Below are 24,699 nucleotides of genomic sequence, written 5' to 3' on the forward strand. Positions count from 1 at the left end.
CAAGATGACATATCAATTTATTAATTATTCCGTAGAAAATGGCGTGGCGCATTTGCAGCTTAATCGCCCTGAGAAGAAAAACGCCATCAATGACAGCTTGTGTCTTGAGATTGAGCACGTTTTTTTGAATTTAGCCGATGAGGTCAATGTCATTGTGCTGTCTGGTGCGGGCCCTGAATTTTGTTCTGGTTTGGATCTTTTAGAGCACAAAGCGCGCGAACCTTTCCAAGTGGTGAAGCATTCGCAAATGTGGCATCGCGTGTTTGGTCACATTCGTGAGTCAGGTATTCCGGTGGTGGCGGCCATGCACGGCGCGGTGATTGGCGGCGGTTTGGAATTGGCGATTTGTGCCCATGTTCGTGTCACCGAAGAAAACACCTTTTACCGTTTGCCGGAAGGCAAGCATGGCATTTTTGTGGGAGGCGGTGCGTCGGTTAATGTGGCGAATGTGATTGGCGTCAGCCGCATGACCGAAATGATGCTGACGGGTCGAGATGTAAAAGCCGATGAAGGTTTGCGTATTGGTCTAGCGCATTATGTGGTGGGTAATGGTGAGGCTTTGGCAAAAGCTTTCGAGATCGCCCAAGGCATTGGCAAGAACTCCAAATATTCTAACTGGGCAATGACCACAGGACTGAGCCGTATTAGCAATATGTCGGCACAGGAAGGTTTGTACACCGAGTCATTGATTTGCGGTATTACGCAAACCAGCGACGAAGTAAAAGCCCGTATTGATGCGTTTTTGAATCGTAAAAAAAGCTAAGAAGTTTATGCATAGCATGAATCTTGATACTTAATTCACTTGCGCCTGTTTCGCAAGCTCAACGCGTCAGCGTGAATCAAATATCAAGGTTCTTTTTATCAGGGAACGAGGGGAATCTTGGTATGCAGTTCTTAAAATAAAAAGTACTTGCGCCTGTTTCGCAAGCTCAACGCGTCAGCGTGAATCAAATACCAAGGTTCTTTTTATCAGGGAACGAGGGGAATCTTGGTATGCAGTTCTTAAAATAAAAAGTACTTGCGCCTGTTTCGCAAGCTCAACGCGTCAGCGTGAATCAAATACCAAGGTTCTTTTTATCAGGGAACGAGGGGAATCTTGGTATGCAGTTCTTAAAATAAAAAGTACTTGCGCCTGTTTCGCAAGCTCAACGCGTCAGTGTGAATCAAATACCAAGGTTCTTTTTATCAGGGAACGAGGAAAAGACTGAGTAAATTTATTCTTTGTCATAAAAATAACAGCAAGATCAGGAGTATTTAAATGCAAATTCAAGACAAACATTTTGTGGTGACTGGTGGTGCTTCGGGTATTGGTGAAGCGGTGGCACGTCGTTTACACGGACTCGGGGCAAAAGTCACCTTGGCCGATGTCAATGAAGCTGGGTTGGCGCGTGTAAAAGCGGCGTTAGGCGAATGCGTACAAGGCTGCGTGACGGACATTGTTGACGAAGCATCCGTGCAAAGTGCGTTGGATAAAGCGGTTGAAGCCTTTGGTCCGATTAGTGGTTTGGTGAACTGCGCGGGTATTCCCGGGGCAGAACGCATCGTTGGTCGTGAAGGTCCCCATCGTTTGGCGTCTTTTCAGCGGGCGGTATCAGTGAACTTAATTGGCACTTTTAATATGATTCGTTTGGTGGCTGACAAAATGCAGCATAACGAACCAGAAGCCAATTTAGAGCGCGGCGTGATGATTAATACCGCCTCTGTGGCGGCGTTTGATGGCCAGATTGGGCAGGCCGGTTATGCCGCTTCCAAAGGCGGTGTTTGCGCCATGACTTTGCCGATTGCTCGTGAATTAGCGCGCTTTGGCATTCGTGTGATGACCATTGCGCCAGGGTTATTCAAAACCCCCATGATGGATGTATTGCCAGAAGAAGTGCAAAAGTCCTTGGGTGAATCTGTGCCATTTCCGCCGCGTCTTGGTGAACCAGATGAATACGCCGCGTTGGCTCAGCACATCATTGAAAACAGCATGCTGAATGGCGAAGTGATTCGTCTTGACGGTGCCATTCGTATGGCCGCGAAATAATTTTATTTTTGTATTTTGGAGTCGATGATGACCTATCAAGCACCTTATAAAGACATGCAGTTGCTGGTGGCTCAGGCTTACCAGCAACAAGGCTTGGATGCCATTGACGCCATGCAAGGCTTTGATCCTGAGCTAGCGAATGCGGTGATGGAAGAAGCGGCGAAATTTGCTTCTGGCGTCCTTGCGCCGCTAAACGCTGTGGGTGATGTGCAAGGCTGTCGTTTTCAAGGTGGCCATAGTCAAAAGGGTAATAGTCAAAAGGGAAAAGTAACGACAGCGGACGGCTGGCGAGAAGCGTATCAGCAATTTGCCGAATCGGGCTGGATTGGCTTGGCGCTGCCAGAGGCGTTTGGTGGTCAAGGTTTGCCCAAATACATTGCTCAGCCAGTGAATGAAATGTGGCTGTCAGCGAATTTAGCCTTTGTGATGTTTCAGGCTTTGGCACAAGGTGGCGCGGAGATTTTATTAAACTTTGCCAACGAATCCATTCAACAGCGCTATTTGCCCAAGATAGTCACTGGCGAGTGGACGGTGGCGATGGCACTGACGGAACCCAATGCGGGTTCGGATTTAGGGGCGTTGAATACTAAGGCGATTCCCCAGTCTGACGGCACGTATAAAATCAAAGGTCAGAAGATCTACATTACCTATGGTGAGCATGATCTGACGGACAATATCGCTCATTTGGTGCTGGCCAGAACGCCAGACGCACCCGCTGGCAGCCGTGGTATTTCGTTGTTTATCGTGCCCAAACATCGTGTTACTGATGATGGAACATTGGGGGATTTTAACGATGTTCGCTGTACGGGTATTGAACACAAAATGGGGCTTCATGGCAGCCCAACTTGTTCCATGAGTTACGGTGATCAAGACGATTGTATTGGCGAATTAGTGGGTGAGCTGAACCAAGGCTTAATGGCGATGTTCGTGTTGATGAATGAGGCCCGTTTAAGCTGTGGTTTACAAGGGGTGGCATTGGGTGAATTAGGTTATCAGCGGGCTTTGGCATACGCCAAAGAACGCACCCAAGGCACTAACAACCAAGGTGAAAAAGTCGCCATTGTAGAACACGCTGATGTGAAGCGCATGTTGTTGGAAATGCGTTCAGAAACCTTTGCTTTGCGTGCCTTGGGTTATCAGATCGCGGCGCAAATTGATGCCAGCGAATTGGCTATTGATGAAACGAAAAGCAATCAATCGAAAAAAGATCGAATCGCTTTGCTGACGCCGATCTTTAAAGCCTTTGCGACAGAGCGCGCCAATATAATGGCGGGCCAAGTGATTCAAGTTTTTGGCGGCATGGGGTTTGTGGAAGAAACCGGTGTCGCGCAGATTATGCGTGATGCTCGGGTCACGACCATTTATGAAGGTACAACAGGTATTCAAGCCCGTGACTTGGTGTTTAGAAAAGTGCGTGGCGATCAGGGGAAAGCGCTGAGCGAATTATTGGCCGACATGACGCAATTAGTCCGCACCTTTGAAGCCGATGCTGTATTCGCCGCCATGGCGAAAGAAACTCAGCAAGTGATTACTAGGGTAACGTCTTTGTTGGATTCTCATTTGCTAAACCGTGACCGTGATGCGGCGTCTTTGCAGGCCGTGTCGGTGCCTTTTTTAGAGGCCATGGGGATTTTGTGTTGCGCTTGGCAGCTTTTTAATGTGTTGGCTTATCAGCAAACGGAAGAACACATCGACGCGTCTTACCGACAGAATATTAGCGCGCTAAGCGCATTTTATGGCGCTTATCGTTTGCCTGCCGCTATGGCGGCTTTGAAGGTCGTTGAAAACGCGGGCCTAGGTCTTAGCGAGTATGAATTTTGAAACTGGCCGCTTAGGTCAAAGTCGAGAAAACAATAACAATACGGCAGTGGTTGAATAAACCACTCCCTAACACTCTATCCGTATAAAAATAATCAAAGTGCTCTTTAGGGCAAAATATAAGAGTAGGGGCAAAATATGAACGTAGGAGCAAAAAATGAACGCTGAATTCCATCCAATCAAGGTCGTCACGCACCCTATTACTATTGAAAAACGCGCAGACGGTGTACAAATTATCAGCAGCCAAAAAGCCTTGGATGACTACGCCCGTTGCTGGACAGACCAACTTGAATACTGGGCCAAAAAAACGCCTGAGCAACTGTTTGTCGCCGAGCGTGATGATCAGGGCGAATGGCAAAAAGTCACCTATGCGCAAGCGGTCACTCGAGTACGTAAAATTGCTGCTTGGTTATTAACGCAGCCCGTTTCGGTAGAGCGTCCGATTGTCTTTTTGTGTGGTAACAGCGTAGAGCATTTGATGCTGGCGTTGGCGGGTATGTATGTGGGTATTGCTCATGCGCCGCTTTCTCCTGCGTATTCTCTGATTGCAACGGACTATTCTAAGTTGCAGCATATTTTTGACACATTGACGCCTGGGTTGATTGTGGTGGATGAATTGGCGCCTTATGAAAAGGCCATTCAGTCCGTTTGTCAGGACACGAGCACGCCGGTTGTGGTCATCAAAGGCGACATCACGGCGCAAAAAATTAGCAACCCGACCTTGTCGTTTGAGTCTTTTTGGGATTTTCCAGAAGCCGCCACAGTGGACACGCACAATGCCAAGGTCAATGGCGATACCATTGCTAAAATCTTGTTTACCTCTGGTACAACGGGCATGCCTAAAGGCGTAATGAATACCCAGCGGATGATTTGTGCCAACCAAGTGATGATTCATCAAGTGATGCAGTTTCTGAAAGACCAGCCACCAGTGATGGTCGATTGGTTACCTTGGAATCACACCTTTGGCGGTAACCACAATATCGGTATTGCTTTGTACAACGGCGGTAGTCTGTATCTTGATGACGGTAAGCCGACGGAAAAACTGTTTGCGAAGACCTTGAAAAACCTGTCTGAAATCTCTCCTACTGTGTATTTCAACGTGCCAAAAGGTTTTGAATTGTTGGTGAAAAGCTTGAAAGCCGACAGCGAGTTAGCCGAGAAGTTTTTTGCCCGTTTGCAGTTTACCTTTTTTGCCGCGGCGGGTTTGGCGCAGCATATTTGGGATGATCTGGATGCCTTGGCGATTCAATATACGGGTAAAAAAATCCCTATGCTAACGGGGCTGGGCTGCACGGAAACCGCGCCTTCCGCGACGTTTGCCTCGGTGGAAGAGTCGACCTCTGGGGTGATTGGTGTGCCTGCACCGGGTGTTTCTATTAAGTTGGTTCCAAATGAAGGCAAGTTAGAAGCTCGTGTGAAGGCGGAAACCGTGATGCCGGGTTATTGGCGTCAGCCTGAGTTGACGGCAAAAGCGTTTGATGAAGAAGGCTATTATTGTCTCGGCGACGCGATTGCTTATCTGGATGAAAATGCGCCGCAGCGGGGCTTCCGTTTTGATGGTCGTGTCTCGGAAGACTTTAAACTCGACAGTGGTACTTGGGTCAGTGCTGGCACCTTGCGGGCAAAATTCATCAGTGCGTTTGCGCCCTTTGTGCAAGATGTTGTGTTGTGCGGCACAAACCGTGGCTATATCACCGCGCTGATTTTCCCCGATTGGGCTCACTGTCAGGCGATCCTTCCCCATGACTTGGTTGAAACCAATGAAGAGCTGATTGCTCATAGTGCAGTGCGCGACGCTTTTAAACAGAAGTTGGTTGAGTTTACGAAAAACAGCACGGGTAGCTCGACTGTGGTTCAGCGTATTTTGTTGCAGGCGGTGCCACCCAGCATTGATGCTCATGAGATCACCGATAAAGGTTCATTAAATCAGCGCGCGGTGCAGGCTTATCGTGAAGATCAGATCGCGCTACTGTATCAGGAGCCCTTGTCGGATTTGGTGATTAGTCTTTAAAGAATAATTATTTCTAGGGAATATTATGTTTAAAAATGAACGTCAAATACAAATCGAGTGGGGCGACTGCGATGCCGCCGATATTGTGTTTTTCCCACGCTATTTTGCCTTTTTTGATGCCTCGACAGGGGCATTGTTTGAGGCGATGGGCTACACGTTGCGACATGTTCGTGACGAACTAAAAGACGTTGGTTTTCCCATGGTGGATATTCGCTCACAATTTTTTAAGCCCTCAAAGTATGGCGATAAAGTGGTGATTAAGAGTGAAATTTTACAAGTGGGTCGTGCCAGTTTTGGTGTTCGTCACCAGCTCTTTAATGGCGACGATCTGGCGGTGGAATGTTTGGAGAAGCGAGTTTGGGCTTGCCACGATGAATCGGGGGCGCTGAAAGCCAAAGCCATTCCAGACGATATTAGAGCGCGTATGCTGAATGAAAACTGACAGAGCAGTGTTGAGGATAATGGTAAAATGAAAATATTAGTGGGCGTTAAACGTGTCATTGACTACAACGTCAAGGTGCGTGTCAAAGCCGATCAGAGCAATGTGGATTTAACCAATGTCAAAATGGCGATGAATCCGTTTTGTGAAATTGCCGTTGAAGAAGCGGTGCGCCTAAAAGAAGCGGGTGTTGCCTCTGAAGTGATTGTGATGAGTGTGGGCACAACACAAAGCCAAGAGCAACTGCGTAACGCCATGGCGTTAGGCGCTGATCGAGGTATTTTGGTGACGGTTGATGGTGAGATTGAGCCTTTAAATGTGGCGAAAGCCTTTGCGGCTGTGGTGGAAAAAGAGCAGCCCGGTTTAGTGATTTTAGGCAAACAGTCGATTGATTCGGACAATAATCAGGTAGGGCAAATGCTGGCGGCGCTGACGAAGCGTTCTCAAGGTACTTTTGCTTCTAAGCTTGTGGTGGAAGGTGAAAAAGCCCTTGTGACGCGTGAAATCGACGGTGGATTGCGCACGATAGCGCTGACATTACCGGCGATTGTGACAACGGATTTGCGCCTTAATGAACCGCGTTACGCCAAATTACCCGACATCATGAAAGCCAAACGCAAGCCACTGGACACTTTTTCATTGGCCGATTTAGGGCTGACGGCACAGTCCCATTGTCGATTAGATAAAGTCGAAGCGCCAGCCACTCGCAGCGCGGGTATTAAAGTCGCATCAGTGGACGAATTGATTGCTAAATTGAAAGACGAGGCGAAGGTGATTTAATGACGACTTTATTAATTGCAGAACATAATTCAAGTGAACTTTCGCCTGCGACCTTATCGGCGTTGACGGCGGCTCACGCCATTGGCGATGAAGTGCATATTCTGCTTGCAGGCAAAGAAGTGGCATCCGTCGCTGACGTCGCAGCGCGTTTGTCTGGTGTGAGCAAGGTGCTTTGTGCGGCGTCCGACGTTTATGAATATGCTTTGGCAGAACCCATGGGGGATCTGATCGTACACTTGTCTGAGCATTATTCGCATCTTGTTGCGCCGTCTAATTCGGCATCGAAAGATTTTATGCCCAGAGTTGCCGCCTTGTTGGATGTGGGTCAGGTGTCGGATATTTGTGCGGTGTTGAGCGCCGATCAGTTTAAACGTCCGATTTATGCCGGTAATGCGATTGCCACCGTGACGGTGCTCGATGATAAAAAAGTCATCACGGTACGTGCGTCTTCTTTTGATAAAACGACTCAACAGGCTGAGCAAGCTTGCACGATTGAGACGCTTGATTTTATGGCGGACAACCACTTGTCGAGTTGGCAGTCGGATGATATTACCGAGTCGGCGCGCCCTGATCTTGCCAGTGCCAGTCGTATTGTGTCGGGTGGTCGTGGTGTGGGCAGTGGCGAGAATTTTGCCTTGGTAGACGCCTTAGCCGATAAATTAGGCGCAGCGGTAGGGGCGTCTCGTGCGGCGGTGGATGCGGGGTTTGTGTCAAACGATTTGCAAGTGGGGCAGACCGGTAAAATTGTTGCGCCAGACTTGTACATGGCGTTTGGCATTTCCGGCGCGATTCAGCATTTGGCCGGTATGAAGGATTCAAAAGTCATCGTCGCGGTAAACAAAGACGAAGACGCGCCTATTTTCCAGATTGCCGATTATGGCTTGGTGGGAGACCTTTTTACGGTGCTGCCTGAAATGACCCGCAAACTTTAGGGGGTTGCAGCAGGGTAAGCGTATGACGGTTTGATGGGACCGTTTGATTAAATAGTCAGTGCAGATTTGGTGATGTTAACCGAGCCTAGGCTCGGTTTTTTTTATTTGCTGGAGTCGGTTTGAGAGCAAAGCTCAATCACCCGTTTGCCGCTGATGATTAAAAAACAGCAAGTGGTGATCGCCAAGGCACAAAGGTGAAGAATATCGAAGGTTAGTGTGCTTTCCATGTTGGTTCCTTTTTTAGTGTCTGTTGTTATTGTTTTATCTAATAAAAGTTTTTTAAGAAACGCTTGTCTGAAAAAAATAGCTAAGAAAAGTCTGCTTAATAAAAGCACAGGATAACTGCCTCGTCCATATTATTTGCATATTTTGTTGCGGCGGATAGAGTGATCGTCCGCCCGGTGGTGCCGGGGCGGACTTTGCTAGTTGGCCTATGGTGGCTTGATGGCATAGAAATAAACTAAAGCGCCGCAACCGCGATGCCGTTGTTTTCCTCTTGGTCGGCTTCTAGTTCGATCGCAATGCTTTTGGAGGTGGGCGTGTGGCTGAATTCGCCATAGCTGTCCAATGGAACCAATGGGTTGGTTTCTGGGTAGTAAGCGGCAATATTGCCAGCTGGGATGCTATAAGGCACCAGTTTGAAGCCACTGATTTTGCGCTCCACTCCATCGTCCCATAGTGAACGAAGGGTGACGCTTTGGCCTTCTTCAAAGCCTAGCCGTTGTATGTCTGCAGGGTTGATAAACACCACTTTGCGCTCGCCTTTTATGCCGCGGTATCGGTCGTTCATGCCATAAATGGTGGTGTTGTATTGGTCATGGGAGCGTAGCGTTTGCATGATGAGCGTTTTGTCTGACAGCAAATCTTGTGCGCGTTTTGGTAAAATTGACTCCGGTAACACATGGGTATGGCAAATGGCTTTGCCTGCCGGTGTGTTCCAATGTCTTTCCCGCGCGCTGTTGCCTAAGTAAAATCCACCATCTTGTAAAATGCGTTGGTTAAAGTCGTGAAAGCCCGGTACCACTGCGGCAATGTGTTGACGAATTAGATCGTAGTCGCTGACCACTTCCGCCCAATCAATTGGGAAATTACCTAGGGTGGCTTGTGCGATTCCCGCGACGATGGCGGGTTCGGATTTTTGTTCTTTGCTTAAGGGTTCCAGTACGCCGCCAGAGGCGTGAATCATGCTGAAGGAATCTTCCACGGTGACTTTTTGCTGGCCTTTGGCTTGATGATCTATGTCGGTACGGCCAAGGCAAGGCAATATAATCGCCTCAGTGCCGGTAATAAGGTGAGAGCGGTTTAACTTAGTGCTGATTTGTACGGTGAGCTGGCATTGTTTTAAGGCGTGCTCTGTGGCTTGGGTGTCGGGCGTGGAGGCGGCGAAATTTCCCCCTAGGGCGATAAAAACCCCTACTTTGCCATCACGCATGGCGCGTATGGTATCGACAACCGCCAAACCGTGTTCCTGCGGCGGGGTAAAGTTGAAGTGTTTCTCCAGCGCATCCAGAAACGCCTGAGAAGGGCGCTCATTAATCCCCATGGTTCTATCACCTTGCACATTACTGTGACCGCGAACCGGGCACAGCCCAGCGCCAGGTTTGCCCAAGTTGCCACGTAAGGCCATTAAGTTGACCATTTCATGAATGATCGCCACCGAATGATGGTGTTGCGTAATGCCCATTGCCCACGTGAGGATGACGCTTTCTGCGTTGGCATAAACATTGGCCGCGTGGGTGATGTCTTCTTTTGTGAGCCCCGACTGTTCAATGATGTCTTGCCAAGGGGTTTGTTTGACTTGTTCTAGGTAGGCATCTAAGCCTTGGGTGTGTTGTTGGATAAAGTCGTGATCAAACACCGCCTTGCCTTGTTGTTGAGCAGCGTCCTCTAAGTCGATAAGTACTTTCACCATGCCACGCACCACCGCCATGTCGCCGCCAATTTTGGGACAAAAGTAACCGGTATTGGTGGGTTTGGAACCATTGGTGAGCATTTCGATGGGGTTCTGTGGGTTCTGAAAACGCTCTAAGCCACGTTCGTGCAGTGTATTGAAGCTCAATAGCTGCGCGCCGCGTTGTACTACTTCTTTCAGTGTTTCTAACATGCGCGGGTGGTTGGTACCCGGGTTTTGGCCGAATACAAACACCGCATCGGCGCGTTCAAAATCGTCAATTTCTACCGTGCCTTTGCCAATGCCAATGCTGCTGGTGAGAGCGTAACCGCTGGCTTCGTGACACATGTTTGAACAGTCAGGGAAATTGTTGGTGCCATAGGCGCGGGCAAAAAGCTGATATAGAAAAGCGGCTTCATTGCTGGCGCGTCCCGAGGTGTAAAAGGCCACCTTGTTTGGGTCGGTTTGGCTTTTTAGGGTGTCGGCGATGTGTTGGTACGCCTGCTGCCAAGAAATCGCTTCGTAATGGTCGGTTGCTCGGTTGTAACGCATGGGCTCGGTGAGTCGACCTTGATATTCAAGGAAGTAATCACTTTGTGTATTGAGCCAGCTGACACTGTGTTCTGCCATGAAGGCGGCGTCGACTTTGCGCGAGGTGGCTTCCCAGTTAACCGCTTTGGCACCGTTTTCACAAAAACGGATTTTCGCCGGGTCGTGTTTTTCGCCCCACGCGCAGCCTGGGCAATCAAAGCCATGGGGCTGGTTGGTTTTTAATAAGGTGTGAATATTACGCACAGCATTTTCGCTTTTTAGCCAATGCTTGGTGGTACTTTGCAGCGCTCCCCAGCCACCCGCAGGGCCTTTATAGGGTGTATAAAAATCTGGCTTTTTAGTCATTGTTTTTGCCCTCTGATTGGATTGAAGACGCAAATATTCGTGGTGCGTCTTGCTTGGGTAAATGAATTAAGGTGAGACCATAATATTGCGCCAGTTTGACGGCGAGTGTGCTGGGTGATGCCAAATGTATTAAATGTGACAGCCCTACTCGAACGGCTTTTTGAACCAACTCTGTGCTGCATCGGCTTGACATTAATACGCTGTGATTGTGTAAATTTATCTTCTGTTGCAGCGCGTAGCCAATCACCTTATCGAGCGCATTATGCCGACCGATGTCTTCCATGCAAACAATAGGGTCGCCTTCTGGTGACAATAGCAAGGCGGCATGGATGGCGCCCGTTATGTTACCGAGCTGCTGGTAGTCCGATAAAAGTGACCGTAGCGTAGGCAACGCCGCCGCGTTTATTAAGCGGCTGGGTGGCAGTTTAGGTAAGGCTGGAATCGCTTGGGATAACGATTCTACGCCACACAATCCGCAACCTGTTGCGCCAAGGTGTGATTGCCTCTTTTGTTTAAACTGGGCGAATTGACGAGGGCTCAAGGTTAGTTCAATGGCCACGCTTGTTATGTCTGGCTGGGTGTGGGCTGGGTGTATTTCAATGTCTCTTATGTCGCTTAATTGTTCGATCATGCCTTCGCTTCGAGCAAAGCCAATGACGAAGGCGTCGAGCTGTATCGGGGTCGCCATCATCACGGCATGGGTAATACCATTGACGCTAATCGCCACGGGGGTTTCTTCCACAAGGTCGGTGCATTGCTGTGTGTTCAATGCGTCGTAGCGGTGAAATGGGCTGCGCTGGTAGCCTGTTAAAGAAAGCAGTGAGTCAGACATAAACGTGTGTGCTATTCGTCATAAAATGAACTTTATAGTACGTAGCGTGAGGGAAGGCGTCCAATGATTTTGTTTGCGCGGTTTGTATAGTTGGTGAATGGAAAAGAATGGAACGAGTAAAAGCAAGCGCATCAGTGAGCTTTACAGGGTGGAAGTATTTCTTTGGCTGCAAAAATGCCGTATTCTACGCCGAATTTTTAAGCCTTAATAACTTTTTCGTATGATTCCTGTAAGGTTTTATAAGTAAATAATATGAGTTTTTGTCATCTAGCAAGAATATAGACAGATTCCTGTATTGGTTACGTTTCGTGTCACTTTTTGTATTACGAGTTTTTTAATTTATGCCATTTATTAAACGCCTTTTTAGTTGGGCTTTGTCTGGGCCACGAGTATGGTTCTGGCTATTTTTTGTTGTTTTTATATTTTTATTGCTGGTCTACAAATCATTGGTGCCGGTCACAGACAATCCGCAAGATTATGTCTTGCCGGACAACAAGTCTTCCGCTGATGCGCCAAGAGCCCCTCGCCTTGCTTCAAATCAGACCGCTGAAGAAGTCGATCAAGCGGAGCTAAGTGCGGATGAAAGCGATGCCGAGGCTCGATTTACCATCATTGACCCTTTGCAACAAATAGAGACGGTCAAGGCGCCGATTCCAGCGATCGAATATGTGATTAAGTCTGGCGATACCTTAGGGCGTATTTTTTCGCGTTTGGGTTTATCAAGAGAGTCGATGTACGCCGTGCTTGAAGCGGATCAAGAGTATTTGGTGCTTGAGCCCTTGATACCCAAGGATAAATTTACCTTCAAGATTGACGAAAAAGGCGAATTGCTGCAAATCACGCGCCGCCTTGATGTCAGTAAAAGTGTCTCTTATGTTAGGCACGGTCGTGGTGGTTTTACCTATGAAGAGCAGATTAAACCCATCCGCTATACGCAGACGGTGATTCATAGCAAGATTACGAGCAGTTTTTATCTTTCCGCGAAAAAAATTGGCTTATCCGATGCAAATATTTTGATGATACACGATGTTTTACAAGGACGAGTGAATTTCCGTAAGGATTTGAGGGTGGATGACACCTTTGATGTCGTGGTTAAAAAAGGCAGTATCGATGGCATTCGAGTCGGGGAAACCCAACTTGAGGCGTTGCAAATAACCGTGAAAGGGCAAACCTATCGAGCCTTTTTTCATTCAGACGGTCGTTTTTATGACCAAGATGGCAATAGCTTAACGCCCGCGTTGTTGCGTTGGCCAACAAAGCAAGAGTATCGAATTAGTTCGTCATTCAATGCCAATCGTTTGCACCCCATTACGGGGCACCCAGCGCCACATAATGGCGTGGATTTAGCGACGCCGAGTGGCACAGAGGTTCTGGCCACTGGCGATGGCATAGTGACACGAGTTGCTAATCATAAGTACGCGGGAAAATATGTGGTGGTGAACTACACCGGACCATACGGCTCGCGGTTTTTGCATTTGAACAAGGTGTTGGTTAAACAAGGTCAGCAGGTTAAGCGTGGTCAAGTGATTGCGCTGTCTGGTAATACTGGCCGCACCACAGGCGCGCATTTGCATTATGAGCTGCATGTAAGAGGCCGCCCCGTTAATCCAATGACAGCGCAAATTCCGACGACGCAATCGGTTCCTCAGTCACAACGCCAAGAATACGATGCGAATGTGCAGCAGTGGATTGAAATGATGACATCTAAGGCGGCCGAAAAACCGTACAATATTTAACCTAGTCATCGCGTTAAAGCACCATGAAAAAAGGCGTTTCTTTGCGAGAAGAAACGCCTTTTTTTATACGCTACTGCGGTCCATTACCGCCGTTGCTTACAGGCTTTTCCGATAGGACTTGTTGCCGGCGACAAAAAGAACGAGGAATACGACAAGGCCGATACATTGAACCCATAATGGCAGATTTGGCCACAGCATCATCCCTGAGGCGATGAGGGCGAGGACTCTTGGTAAGAGGGATAATTTGTCTTCTAAATACCCTTCCATCGCGGCCACCAAGGCGTACATACCAAAAATAGCAAAGAAGGACAGGCGCAGTAGGGTTTCGGTGTCGCCTCCTATTAAGGGGGTATACGCCATCAATAGTGGAACAATATACAGGCCTTTTGCGAGTTTCCATGCTGTCATGCCGGTGAGCATGGGGGGCGTTTTGGCAATGGCTGCGGCAGCAAACGCGGTCAAACAGACTGGCGGTGTGACGTTGCTGTCTTGAGACAACCAAAAAATGATCATGTGAGCCGTTACCAAGATCATCGCAACGCTTTGAGCCCCTAAAGCTTGGTCCATCAGCATGCTTTTGAAATCATTGGGCACTTGCGCTAACAAGGCCTGAGCTTGTTCCATTGGCATGCCTTGCGCGAGCGAGGCAATGGCGGAAGGATCGACTAGCATAAAGACTGCGCTGGCAGCGTCAGGCAGATTACCCGCTGACATCATTTCTAATAATTGGCTTTCTGCTATGAGGTTAAAAAGCGCCGGTGCCGACAGAGTGCCTAATACGATATAAGCCGCCGTAACGGGTAAGCCCATGCCCAAAATGAGCGACGCAATGGCCACCAAAACGATGGTGAAGAAAAGACTGCCGCCCGCCCAATTGGTAATCAATAACGAAAAGGTGTTGCCTACGCCTGTGGTGCTGATGACATTAACAACGAGGCCTATGCCAACCAGTAAAACCGCTGTGGTTGACATGTTTTTGGCGCCTTGTGCCATGGCGTCGAGTATTGCGGCGGGACCCATGCGATATTTTTTAGATAAAAAAGACGCCGCAATGACCGCAAGAATACTGATGCCTGCCGCATAAGTGGGTGTGAAGCCTTGCACCAACAGCGTCACTAGTACGCCAAGCGGCACAATATGGTGCCAGCCTTCTTTGAGGACTTGCGAGATATTGATCGCGTCATCGCTGTCTGTCGCAATGACTTTACTGCGTTTGGCTTCTACTCGAACAAAAAAACCGACTGAGAGAAAATACAATAGGGCAGGAATGGCGGCGACACTGATAATAGTGACGTAGGATACTTGCGTATAAGACGCCATAATAAAAGCCCCAGCGCCCATGACGGGTGGCATCAGCTGTCCGCCTGTTGACGCAGCGGCTTCAATGCCGGCGGCAAAGCGTGCGGGAAATCCCGCTTTGCGCATTAAGGGAATAGTGATCACCCCAGTTGATACGGTATTGGCAACGGATGAGCCTGACACTGAGCCCATTAAGCCAGAGCCAAGTACAGCGACAAAGCCGGGCCCGCCAATCATTTTACTGGCCAGTGATCGAGACAGATTAATGATAAAATCGCCGGCCCCAGATTTCACTAAAAAAGCACCAAACAGAATAAACATGAAGACAAAGCTCCAGGATATTCTGGAAATAGAACCAAACATTCCGTCGGTACTAAAGAAACTGCGATACAAGAGTGTTTCAAGCGTGAGTCCTGGAAAGTTAAACATTCCCCCAAGCCAGCGCCCCCACAGCACGACATACGTCAGCGCGACGATGATAAGACAAGGAATAAACCAGCCACTGGTGCGGCGGATCAGTTCCAGCGACAACAGTACCGCCACACTAGAGACAACCCAGTCAGCGCTGTTAAACGTCACCCCACGGGCATACAGTGCGTCTTCAAAAAAGATGATATAAAGCACCATGCCGATTAGCGCGAGCACGATGGCGGAGTCAAATATGAGGGCTATTTTACTGTCTCGCCAGTTTGGATTGGCGGGAATCAGTAACGCACACAAAATGCCAAAGCCTGCGAAGTGAAAAGCCGATACCCAAAGTTCTGGTAAGGTGGCGATGGTGTTGATGTAAATATGTGCCGTGGCCAGAAAGATCGACAGGACAAAAACGAACCGATTTAGCCAAAGTCCTGAGCGGTGTTTCGTTTCAAAATCGTCAAGATTGATGTCTTCTTGAGGCGGGGTTGGTTGCGTTGAAGCAGTCATAGACAAGCTACCTTTAGTGAAAAACGGTGGTACAAATTCGTTGTGCGAGTCAAGTCAGTCGTACGAATCAGAATGAATCAGCAGTACAAGCGAGTAGGGCAAAGAAGCGCCGTACTTTTGTACGGCGCAGTAACGATTGTGGTCGTTATTTCGCGATCAGGCGAGCAGGAATGTCGATACCACGTTCACGATAGTAACGCGCCGCACCCGGATGCAGTGGAACAGGCAAGCCTGCAATGGCTTTTTCAAGTGACATCACCGAGGTGGCTTTATGAATGGCGCTTAAATACGACAAGTTCTCATACAACGCCTTGGTTAATTCATAGACATCGTCTTCTGATAGATCCGCTCGAGTCGCTAGAAAGTTAGGTTGAGCTACTGTGTTGATGTCTTTAGTTTGGCCTGGGTAAGTATTGGCGGGAATGACATAACGTGTCCATAGTTCATAGTTTCCATTTGCCGCTTTGACTTCCTCGTCGGTGAAGTCCAATACTTTCACCTTGTCTCCCATCGACGCGTAAAGCCGTGTCACGGCACTTACTGGAACGCCTGCTGGGGTGTTCATGCCATCAATGTTGCCATTTTGCATGGCATCAGCGCTGGCGCCGTATCCCATATAAGCGAGGGCAAATTTATCGGCATCAATGTTCAGGCCATTTAGTTGCTGACGACCAGACCCTTCTGTGCCAGAGTTTTTCGTGCCGATGGAAAATTTATTGTTTGTGCCTTCTAGGCCTTTTAAATCCGCCATGGTGCCGGTTTTGGCCAAATCACTTTTGAGAACAAAGTGTTCAACGTTTTGCCAGAGCATAGACACGGAACGTAATTCCGTTTGTTTGCCAGAACTTTCGAATGGGCCTTCACCATCCCAAGCCCAGGCGCCGTATAAGCCTTGTAAAATGGCAAACTGTGCTTGGTTTTCGCGCAGTAATTTGATGTTTTCACCCGATCCTGCTGAGCTGATAGCAGAAACAGAAAGGCCAAACTTGGGTTCTAGTTTGACTTTACTTAAGGTTGCGATGGCCACCCCAACAGGGTAGTAAGTGCCGCCTGTTGACGCCGTTGCTAGAATATAATTGCGGTTTTCAGCCGCAAAGGTGCTGGCAGCGGATAATGTCATGGCAGCGGCGGTGGCACCGCAAAGTATGGTTTTTGTAATAAGGCCCAATTTCATATTATTTTTCTCCTATTAATGGGGTAGTGTCATCTTACTTATAGCGATTATCGTGCCAGATTTTTAAATTATTGATATATAAAGGTTAATTATTTTAAATGATGTTTTTATGCTTTTTTCGTGCACCTTTAAGCGGTTTATTGCTTATGATGGTAGGCTTTTCGTCGGCAATAAATAGCTCATGGTAAAACGGAATAAACCTCTTCATTGACGTGTGATTTGAGGCAATATGAATTTTCTAATAAGCAAGATATTGCCGATGGCTTAAGGTGAGTAAAAATGAAACATGATCATAACATTCGCGTTGTATTGTTTGATTTGGGCAATGTGTTGGTGGACTTGGGGGATGTCGCTGAACTGTGTGCGATGTTGAATACACAAGGGGCAGAGTCCGATGTTTGGCTGGCGTGGTTACGTTCTCCTGCTGTCGCGGCGTTTGATTCCGGTAAGATCTCGTTTGACAAGTTTGCCGATAGCCTGCTAAAAGAAGTGGGCAGTACGTTAAATAAAGAGGTATTCAAAGCGTCTTTTAAGGCATGGCCGAGAGGTTTGTTCGCGGGTGCGCTCGACTTGGTTAAGGCAGTGAAACCTGAATATCATCGTGCTATTTTATCGAATACTAATGCCGCCCATTGGCCAAGGTTAATGGATGAAATGGCTCTCGCGGGCGTATTCCACAGTTATTATGCTTCCCATCAGGTGGGGTTTGTAAAACCAGACGCTGAAATATATCAGCATGTTATTCGCCGTTTACAGGTGGCGCCTGAGCAGATTCTGTTTGTGGACGACAATCAAGTGAATATTGATGCGGCAAATGCGATGGGCATGCAGGCTTATCGCGTGAAAGGGGTGGAGGAGGCGCGTCACGTGCTTCATTTACATGGGGTGTTATCCAACTAAGTGATAAGGCGAATTGGATGTTGTTGAGTCCAGAGGTTTCTATGCGTACATTTGATGGACAATCTTCTACTATTTATTCTCGTACTCGGCCTATGTATCCAGCTGAGTTGTATTATTGGTTGTCTCAGCAAGTTGCTTCATCAAGTGTTGTATGGGATTGCGCTTGTGGAACGGGACAAGCCTCGGTGGATTTGGCGGCGTATTTTGATCGGGTGGAAGCCTCGGATATTAGCGAGTCTCAGATCACCGCTGCTACGCCGCATCGCAAGGTGAATTATCAGGTTTTTCCTGCTGAGAAAACCCTTTATCCAGACCATTATTTTGATGTGGTGTGTGTCGCTCATGCCCTGCATTGGTTTGATCTAGAAGCCTTTTGGCGTGAGCTTAAACGGGTATTAAAACCGGGTGGCGTGTTTGTCTGCTGGGGCTATAACTGGCTGCAAGTGGGCGAGGCCGAAGACAAGGCTATCGCCGAGTCTGTGTTACCTCATCTTGCGCCTTATTGGCCACCAGAAAGTCGATTGTTATGGAATCAGTATCGTGATATTGCGTTTCCTTTTGAGTTAATAGAGGTGCCTGACTTTGAACTGCGCTGTCATTGGTCGGTGGCACAGACGTTGGATTTTATTCGCACCTGGTCTGCTTCCCAACTGCATATTGAGGAGCACGGCGATGACTTTTTGCATCAGGCTTCTCCCGTGATTCGGGAGGCGTGGTCTGAGCCGACGAAGAAACAAGAAATACGTTTGCCTTTTTTTGTGAAAGCCGGTCGGCTGCCTTAATATCCTATTTATCATAAGGTGAATTTGCCATAAGACTAAAGTGGAATAGATCCATGTGTCCGGCAGGTTATAGTAGTTCAGCATCCGAATAACAAATTTAACAATGGAGCGGGTTATGAAATCATCCTATAGCGCAACCTCAAATGAGGCGGCAAAAAATGCCAATGTGAGTCAAGCAGAGTTTGAACAACGCTATCAAGAGTCGATTGCAAACCCAGATGAGTTTTGGGGTCGAGAAGGTAAGCGTCTAGATTGGTTTAAACCTTATACTAAGGTGAAAAACACGTCTTTTAAACGTGGCGAGGTAAGCATTAAATGGTTTGAAGATGGTGAGCTAAACGTTGCCCATAACTGCATTGATCGTCATTTGGCGACGTCGGCAAACAAGGTGGCTTATTATTGCGAAGGCGATAAAGAAAGTGATGAAAAAGTCGCTATCACCTATCAAACACTACACGATGAAGTGGGCCGTTTGGCCAATCTCCTAAAACGTCAAGGCGTGAAAAAAGGCGACAGAGTTGCTATTTACATGCCGATGATTCCTCAAGCGGTTTACGCTATGTTAGCGTGCGCACGAATTGGTGCTATCCATTCGGTTATTTTCGGCGGTTTTTCTGCCAATGCTATCGCGGATCGATTGAGCGATTGTGAAGTCAAGCTGGTGATTACTGCAGATGAAGGTCGTCGGGCAGGTAATACCATACCGCTTAAACACAATGTTGATATGGCGCTGGAGAACAATGCGTGCCCAACGGTTGAAACCGTGATCGTTTATCGCTACACCGAAAAAGACGTGCCTTGGTTTGAAGGGCGGGATTTGGATTGGAGTGTTGCAGTCGAAAACGAAAGTACAGACTGTCCAGCAGAACCGATGAACGCAGAAGATCCGCTGTTTATTCTCTATACGTCTGGCTCAACAGGTAAGCCAAAAGGCGTTGTCCATACTACTGGCGGGTATTTGGCTTATGTGTCGTTAACTCATGAGTTGGTGTTTGATCTTAAAGCTGATGATGTTTTTTGGTGTGCTGCAGATGTGGGCTGGATTACGGGCCACAGTTATATGGTATATGGGCCACTGGCGAATGGCGCGACGAGTATTTTATTTGAAGGGGTGCCAACGTACCCAGATTCAGGCCGAATTGGTCGGGTCGTTGATAAGTTTGGCGTCACTATTTTGTATACCGCGCCAACGGCGATTCGTGCTTTGATGGCGAAAGGCGATGAAGCAACACGTACTAGTCAGCGTGATTCATTGCGTATTTTGGGCAGTGTTGGCGAGCCGATCAATCCAGAAGCGTGGACCTGGTACTACAATGAGATTGGTCATGCGTCTTGCCCTGTTGTGGATACGTGGTGGCAAACTGAAACCGGTGGCATGATGATGACGCCACGCATTGTACAAGGCGATATTAAACCAGGCTCTTGTACTGGGCCCTTGTATGGCGTACAGCCAGCATTGGTGGATGCGCAAGGCGTGTTATTGGATGGTCAGGGTGTTCAAGTTGATGGCGGTTTGGTGATCACAGACTCTTGGCCAGGTCAGGCGCGTACGGTATATGGTGACCATGAGCGTTTTGAACAGACTTATTTCAGTACTTTCGATGGCATGTATTTTACTGGGGATGGCGCATCGCGCGATGCCGATGGTCATTATTGGATAACCGGTCGCATGGACGATGTGTTGAACGTATCGGGTCATCGACTAGGAACCGCGGAAATAGAAAGTGCTCTTGTGGCGCATCCTGCGGTTGCAGAAGCGGCGATCGTTGGTTATCCGCATGGCATTAAGGGACAAGGCATCTATGTTTATGTCAGCGCTGTGGCGGGTATAACACCAGATGAAGAGCTGACTAAGTCATTGAAGCAGTTTGTGCGTCAAGAAATAGGCCCTATTGCGACCCCAGATTTAATTCAATGGGCGAGTAAAGGCCTGCCAAAAACGCGCTCTGGTAAGATTATGCGGCGCATTTTAAGAAAAATTGCAGCGAACGAACATGATCAATTGGGCGATACCAGTACCTTGGCTGATCCTAGTGTGGTTGATGATTTAATCGAAAACCGTTTAAATGTGTGATCGTTTACATGTTTAAAAAGGATAGACAGTGATTTCACTTGTTATTGCAGATGATCACCCCTTGTTTCGCAGTGCACTATGCGGTGCGCTGCGGGCAGAAATTAAGGGGATTGCTATCGTCGAGTCCCATGATTTGGACTCGACGTTGCAATGTCTAGAGACGGTAAGTGATCTTGATTTACTGTTGTTGGATTTGAATATGCCCGGTAGTGGTGAACTGTATGGGCTGATTCGAATTCGTAAGGATTTTCCAGATGTTCCGGTTGCTGTTATTTCTGGCAGCGAAGACAGTGTGATGGTCGCAAAAGTGATTGATGCTGGCGCGCTTGGGTTTATTCCAAAGACCAGTGAGCCGGCTACTTATGTGCAAGCCATTCACGCTATTTTGGCGGGTGATATCTGGTTGCCTGACGATCTCAGGCAAGCTGTTGCTAACCAACCTAAACCTGATTTATCGATGCAAAATAAAGTCGCAGAGCTTACTCCGCAGCAATACAAAGTGCTTTGCTATTTACATGAAGGATTACTGAATAAGCAAATTGCGTACGAATTATCGATTTCAGAAGCAACGGTAAAAGCGCATATCACGGCGATTTTTCGCAAGTTGGGGATCAATAATAGAACGCAAGCGGTTTTGGTCGCCAGTGATCTAAAGTTGCAAATGACCATCATATGACTACCTAACGAACTGTCTAGCGTTAATCCCTTAGGGTAAATTCCCCGCAGCTTGCTGCGTAAATCACTAAAATCCAGCTTTGTCATTCCCGCCTTCGAGGTTGTCGCTAAACGACTTTCGTTGATCTTGTAGGTCGCGATTTATCCTGAAAAAAGTAGGCCGACAAAAAACGCATTACGACAAATTACGCCTTGTCGGGCTAAAGCCACGACCTACAAAAAAACAATATAAATCAACTCATTGTAGGCTAAATAGCGTCACACGCCTGATTACGGTCGTACCTCCCTCATCAGGCCTACAAAACGTATCCAACCTCCTTCGCGGGGTTATTCATTTTTTGTCTTTGCCTTCTTGGCAGCGGCATGAAGGGATTGGGTCAATACCACCTTCGTGCCATGGGTGGCACTTGGACAACCTTTTTAACCCTAGATACACGCCTTTTATTACCCCGAAAGTGTCAATGGCTTGAATCATATATTGAGAGCAGCTTGGGTAAAAACGGCAGTTATTGCCCAATAGCGGGCTGATTAAAAACTGGTAGCCTTTGACGAATAAAATGAAGATTTTTTTGATCATAGTACGGTTTAGTCGGTTTGGGTTGTGGTCATTTTTGTGTAAATAATGGCGTCTATTTGTTACTGTAGCGGAACTATATCACGGAATCGATTTTATTATGCCTGATCAACATCTGACGCTTGATGCGAGCAAAATTGTTGCTTATCAAGGCGAGCCTGGGGCGTATTCCCATTTGGCTTGCAAACATACTTTCCCTGACTGGACCAGTGTCAATTGTGCGACTTTTGTAGACGCCTTACAAATGGTAGAGCAAGGCGATGCTTATTACGCCATGATTCCCGTAGAAAATTCGACGGCTGGACGCGTTGAGGAAATTTATCGCGAATTAAAGCGCACTCAACTTTATGTGGTAAAAGAGCATTTTGAGCCGGTAAATCACTGTCTGATCGCCCGTCATGCAATGACGTTAGAACAAATTACGCGCATTGGCAGTCACCCACAAGCGTTGGCTCAGTGTGACGCTAACATCAAAGCCTTAGGGGCGAAAAGCCTAGCCATGTACGATACTGCTGGCGCGGCTAAGCACATTGCCGAATTCGAAGAGCCAGGCTTAGCGGTGATCTCCTCTGAGTTAGCGGCTGAGCTTTATGGCTTAAACGTATTGAAAACCTATTTTAATGATTCGGTTGGTAACACCACGCGCTTTTTGGTGTTTGCCCGCCAGCAAAAAATGCCAGTGTACGAAACTGGGCAAACTTACATTACCTCTTTTATGTTCCGTGTTCGAAACATCCCCGCCGCGCTTTATAAAGCCATGGGCGGTTTTGCTACACAGGGAATTAATATGTTAAAGCTGGAAAGTTACATGGTGAATGGGCATTTTACCGCGACACAGTTTTATGTGGATGTCGAGGCTCACTTTCAATCCGCTGCGATGCAGGCGGCGCTTGAAGAATTGGGTTTCTTTTCGGAAGAGGTGCGCATCTTAGGTACCTATTTGGCGGATGATTATAGGCTCAAGTAACGATGCCTTGGTTTCGCGGTCAAAAATACCCCAGCCAAGAGTCCTGTCGCGTCCACTTGGTTGGTTATTGATGGGGCGTTTATTCAGCCAATCAACATGCGTATCGCCTATATTTTCAGCATACTGAAACCGATAAGGTAGATGACAATGGGGGCCTTTCCGGACATAATAATTTGACCTAAGACAGTGTGTTTTATGTCTTCACCCGTATCGCTTTCTAACGTGGATGAATGGAAACGTGAAAAGGATTTTTTTTATTGTGTTGTTCCTGCTGGGGTCGATGAACGCCTCAGCCGTGACTTATGTGATACATGATATTGATGAAAGTTCAGTACGTTCACTGACGTTCCTGCTGTCTAAGCTTGTGCCGTCCAATACTCTTTTAACGCCCATCCGTCATGATGTTTTTGAGCAATACGAATCCAGTTTAAAGGCGGACGATATTGTTGTGACCATTGGTGTTGATCGTTTTCGTCAGGCGTGCGGGTTTGATTTTGATGGCGCGGTGATGGCGTTGTTTATTGGACGAGAAGAATACCGTCATGTGTTGCCTGATTGCCCAATGCCAACGACAGGGGTTTTTTCAGGTGCGCCGTTAGCAAAGAATTTGGCGCTATTAGAAACTATTTGGCTTGACCAAAAACCATTAGCGCTACTCTACAGCGATAATGTGTTAATCGATGAAAATGAAATGACAGCGCTGGCGGCAGAGTATGGTTTTGAGTTTCAGTTCTTGCAAACGCAGACAGATCGTCTTTCAGTATTGAGGTCGGTAAATATTGTATTAGAGCGTTCTGGGCTTATTTTTTCAGTGGTGGATACTGAGTTGTACAAGAATGGCAATGCACAAGCCATGCTTAAACAGCTTTTTAATCAACAACAGCTGATGATCGGGCCTGCTTTTTCGTTTGTGCGTGCAGGTTCGTTGTTTGCTGTTTATTCTGATACGCAGGCCAAGCTAGAAGCATTGGCGGAACGCATCAGAAGATGGCAAACAGAGAAGCACATGCTGGACGCAATCTACCCCGAAAAGCTAAGAGTCAGCTTTAACCCTTCCCTTATCAAAGCCCATGGTGTTGTCCCGCCGTCGGCGTCTTTTTTGAACGACCGCTATGGTCTGTGCGCCGAGACGCTGTGTGACTGATTATTGCAAAAAGCGTTTTACTAGGCTGGTAAAGGGCAGCGGTTTTTCCGCGTGCAGCCAATGACCCGCGCCGGAGATAATTTTAAAGCGGGCATTTGGAAAAGCGGCCAAAATAGCCTCTTGATATTCCGCTACGATATAGTCTGAGTTTTCACCTTTGATAAACAGCGTTGGGATATCGACAGGGTGCTCAATACGCGGTTTTTTCAGAATGACGGAATAGCTGTCCGCTATATTGTCCACGGCGAGGGCGAGTTTAAAGCCTGTATCGCTTTTTACTAGGTTTTTTAATAAAAATTGCCTTACGGCTAGATTTGGCTCGTATTGACTCAATTGAGTATCGGCGGCTTTTCTTGATTCAGGCTGTGATTGATCAATCGCCTTTAAGCCTTCCAAAATACGGGTGTGACTGGGTTGATAATCGACAGGAGCGATGTCGACAATGATGAGCTTTTCGATCTGTTTGGCGTTTGCCATTGCGGCCATTTGCATGGCAACTTTCCCGCCCATCGAGTGGCCGAGTAGGTAGAAAGAGTCGATTTTATTAAGCGCTGTCCAGTCTAGTACGGCTCTTGCCATTTTCGGGTAGCTGGCGTCTGGCATGGCGTCTGATTTGCCATGATTGGGCAGATCAATACAGTATACCGTAAAGTGTTCAGCTAAGGCTTGGGCAATCGAGTGCCAGTTATCGGCGTTGCCAAATAAGCCGTGAATGACAATAAGATGGGGGCCTGATGAGCCATATTGTTTTGCGTGTATCATAGGAACCTTATTATGCTGCATAGTGAGTCGGTGACAGACGCTATTGAACGTCAGTATGTTTA

General features: G+C 47.7%; 21 protein-coding genes. 14 read left to right on the plus strand and 7 right to left on the minus strand.

Annotation, left to right across the window (positions count from 1 at the left end; translation table 11 throughout):
- The first annotated feature begins 4 nt into the window (after positions 1–4).
- From J8N69_RS12550 to J8N69_RS12580, 7 genes are all read left to right on the plus strand, one after another.
- Positions 5–763: a crotonase/enoyl-CoA hydratase family protein gene (locus J8N69_RS12550; protein WP_168826016.1), complete on the plus strand. Its 759-nt coding sequence runs from the start codon at positions 5–7 to the stop codon at positions 761–763.
- A gap of 495 nt (positions 764–1,258) precedes the next feature.
- A complete protein-coding gene (locus tag J8N69_RS12555) occupies positions 1,259–2,026 on the plus strand; it encodes a 3-hydroxyacyl-CoA dehydrogenase (protein WP_168826025.1) in 768 nt (255 codons plus the stop codon).
- A 27-nt stretch (positions 2,027–2,053) separates the two neighbouring features.
- The gene (locus J8N69_RS12560; protein ID WP_168826028.1) at positions 2,054–3,847 is read left to right on the plus strand and encodes an acyl-CoA dehydrogenase; all 1,794 of its coding nucleotides are present in this window, start codon (positions 2,054–2,056) and stop codon (positions 3,845–3,847) included.
- A 154-nt stretch (positions 3,848–4,001) separates the two neighbouring features.
- A complete protein-coding gene (locus tag J8N69_RS12565) occupies positions 4,002–5,855 on the plus strand; it encodes a feruloyl-CoA synthase (RefSeq protein WP_168826030.1) in 1,854 nt (617 codons plus the stop codon).
- Positions 5,856–5,880: 25 nt separating this feature from the next.
- Positions 5,881–6,297: an acyl-CoA thioesterase gene (locus tag J8N69_RS12570; RefSeq protein ID WP_168826032.1), complete on the plus strand. Its 417-nt coding sequence runs from the start codon at positions 5,881–5,883 to the stop codon at positions 6,295–6,297.
- Positions 6,298–6,324: 27 nt separating this feature from the next.
- A complete protein-coding gene (locus tag J8N69_RS12575) occupies positions 6,325–7,074 on the plus strand; it encodes an electron transfer flavoprotein subunit beta/FixA family protein (RefSeq protein ID WP_168826034.1) in 750 nt (249 codons plus the stop codon).
- On the plus strand, positions 7,074–8,006 hold the full coding sequence (locus J8N69_RS12580; protein WP_168826036.1) for an electron transfer flavoprotein subunit alpha/FixB family protein: 933 nt from the start codon (positions 7,074–7,076) through the stop codon (positions 8,004–8,006). The genes J8N69_RS12575 and J8N69_RS12580 overlap by 1 nt, the downstream gene beginning before the upstream one ends.
- A gap of 101 nt (positions 8,007–8,107) precedes the next feature.
- Here J8N69_RS12580 and J8N69_RS17135 read toward each other — a convergent pair whose 3' ends face one another.
- From J8N69_RS17135 to fdhD, 3 genes are all read right to left on the minus strand, one after another.
- Entirely contained in the window at positions 8,108–8,233 is a 126-nt protein-coding gene (locus J8N69_RS17135) for a hypothetical protein (RefSeq protein WP_268921713.1), read from the minus strand.
- A gap of 233 nt (positions 8,234–8,466) precedes the next feature.
- Complete coding sequence (locus J8N69_RS12585; protein ID WP_168826038.1) at positions 8,467–10,794, minus strand: FdhF/YdeP family oxidoreductase; 2,328 nt, start codon at positions 10,792–10,794, stop codon at positions 8,467–8,469.
- Positions 10,787–11,626 carry a formate dehydrogenase accessory sulfurtransferase FdhD gene (gene fdhD / locus J8N69_RS12590; RefSeq protein WP_168826040.1) on the minus strand — a complete coding sequence of 280 codons (840 nt, stop codon included), beginning with the start codon at positions 11,624–11,626 and terminating at the stop codon, positions 10,787–10,789. Before fdhD ends, J8N69_RS12585 begins: the two co-directional genes overlap by 8 nt.
- 341 nt (positions 11,627–11,967) lie before the next feature.
- Between fdhD and J8N69_RS12595 the strand changes: the two genes are divergently transcribed.
- Positions 11,968–13,362 carry a peptidoglycan DD-metalloendopeptidase family protein gene (locus J8N69_RS12595; protein ID WP_168826042.1) on the plus strand — a complete coding sequence of 465 codons (1,395 nt, stop codon included), beginning with the start codon at positions 11,968–11,970 and terminating at the stop codon, positions 13,360–13,362.
- A gap of 96 nt (positions 13,363–13,458) precedes the next feature.
- Here the strand turns inward: J8N69_RS12595 and J8N69_RS12600 are convergent, their stop codons facing one another.
- On the minus strand, positions 13,459–15,585 hold the full coding sequence (locus J8N69_RS12600; protein ID WP_168826044.1) for a TRAP transporter permease: 2,127 nt from the start codon (positions 15,583–15,585) through the stop codon (positions 13,459–13,461).
- A 145-nt stretch (positions 15,586–15,730) separates the two neighbouring features.
- On the minus strand, positions 15,731–16,759 hold the full coding sequence (locus J8N69_RS12605) for a TAXI family TRAP transporter solute-binding subunit (protein ID WP_168826046.1): 1,029 nt from the start codon (positions 16,757–16,759) through the stop codon (positions 15,731–15,733).
- A gap of 279 nt (positions 16,760–17,038) precedes the next feature.
- Between J8N69_RS12605 and J8N69_RS12610 the strand changes: the two genes are divergently transcribed.
- From J8N69_RS12610 to J8N69_RS12625, 4 genes are all read left to right on the plus strand, one after another.
- Entirely contained in the window at positions 17,039–17,659 is a 621-nt protein-coding gene (locus J8N69_RS12610; RefSeq protein ID WP_168826048.1) for an HAD family hydrolase, read from the plus strand.
- Between the two features lie 17 nt (positions 17,660–17,676).
- Entirely contained in the window at positions 17,677–18,441 is a 765-nt protein-coding gene (locus J8N69_RS12615; RefSeq protein WP_227803888.1) for a class I SAM-dependent methyltransferase, read from the plus strand.
- Positions 18,442–18,556: 115 nt separating this feature from the next.
- The gene (gene acs / locus J8N69_RS12620) at positions 18,557–20,515 is read left to right on the plus strand and encodes an acetate--CoA ligase (RefSeq protein WP_168826050.1); all 1,959 of its coding nucleotides are present in this window, start codon (positions 18,557–18,559) and stop codon (positions 20,513–20,515) included.
- 28 nt (positions 20,516–20,543) lie between these two features.
- A complete protein-coding gene (locus J8N69_RS12625; protein WP_168826052.1) occupies positions 20,544–21,191 on the plus strand; it encodes a LuxR C-terminal-related transcriptional regulator in 648 nt (215 codons plus the stop codon).
- Positions 21,192–21,521: 330 nt separating this feature from the next.
- On the opposite strand, the gene yidD is transcribed toward J8N69_RS12625, so the two are convergent.
- Positions 21,522–21,767, minus strand: a complete 246-nt coding sequence (yidD, locus tag J8N69_RS12630; RefSeq protein ID WP_168826054.1) for a membrane protein insertion efficiency factor YidD — start codon at positions 21,765–21,767, stop codon at positions 21,522–21,524.
- Between the two features lie 97 nt (positions 21,768–21,864).
- Between yidD and J8N69_RS12635 the strand changes: the two genes are divergently transcribed.
- Positions 21,865–22,731, plus strand: coding sequence for a prephenate dehydratase (locus J8N69_RS12635; RefSeq protein ID WP_168826056.1), 867 nt, complete (start codon positions 21,865–21,867; stop codon positions 22,729–22,731).
- A 238-nt stretch (positions 22,732–22,969) separates the two neighbouring features.
- Positions 22,970–23,875 (plus strand): hypothetical protein, encoded by a 906-nt coding sequence (locus tag J8N69_RS12640; RefSeq protein ID WP_227803889.1) that lies wholly within the window; start codon positions 22,970–22,972, stop codon positions 23,873–23,875.
- Here the strand turns inward: J8N69_RS12640 and J8N69_RS12645 are convergent, their stop codons facing one another.
- Positions 23,876–24,637: an alpha/beta fold hydrolase gene (locus J8N69_RS12645; protein WP_168826060.1), complete on the minus strand. Its 762-nt coding sequence runs from the start codon at positions 24,635–24,637 to the stop codon at positions 23,876–23,878.
- Positions 24,638–24,699 lie beyond the last annotated feature (62 nt).

Origin of the sequence: Marinomonas profundi, assembly GCF_020694005.1 — a bacterium.
Lineage (GTDB): Bacteria > Pseudomonadota > Gammaproteobacteria > Pseudomonadales > Marinomonadaceae > Marinomonas > Marinomonas profundi.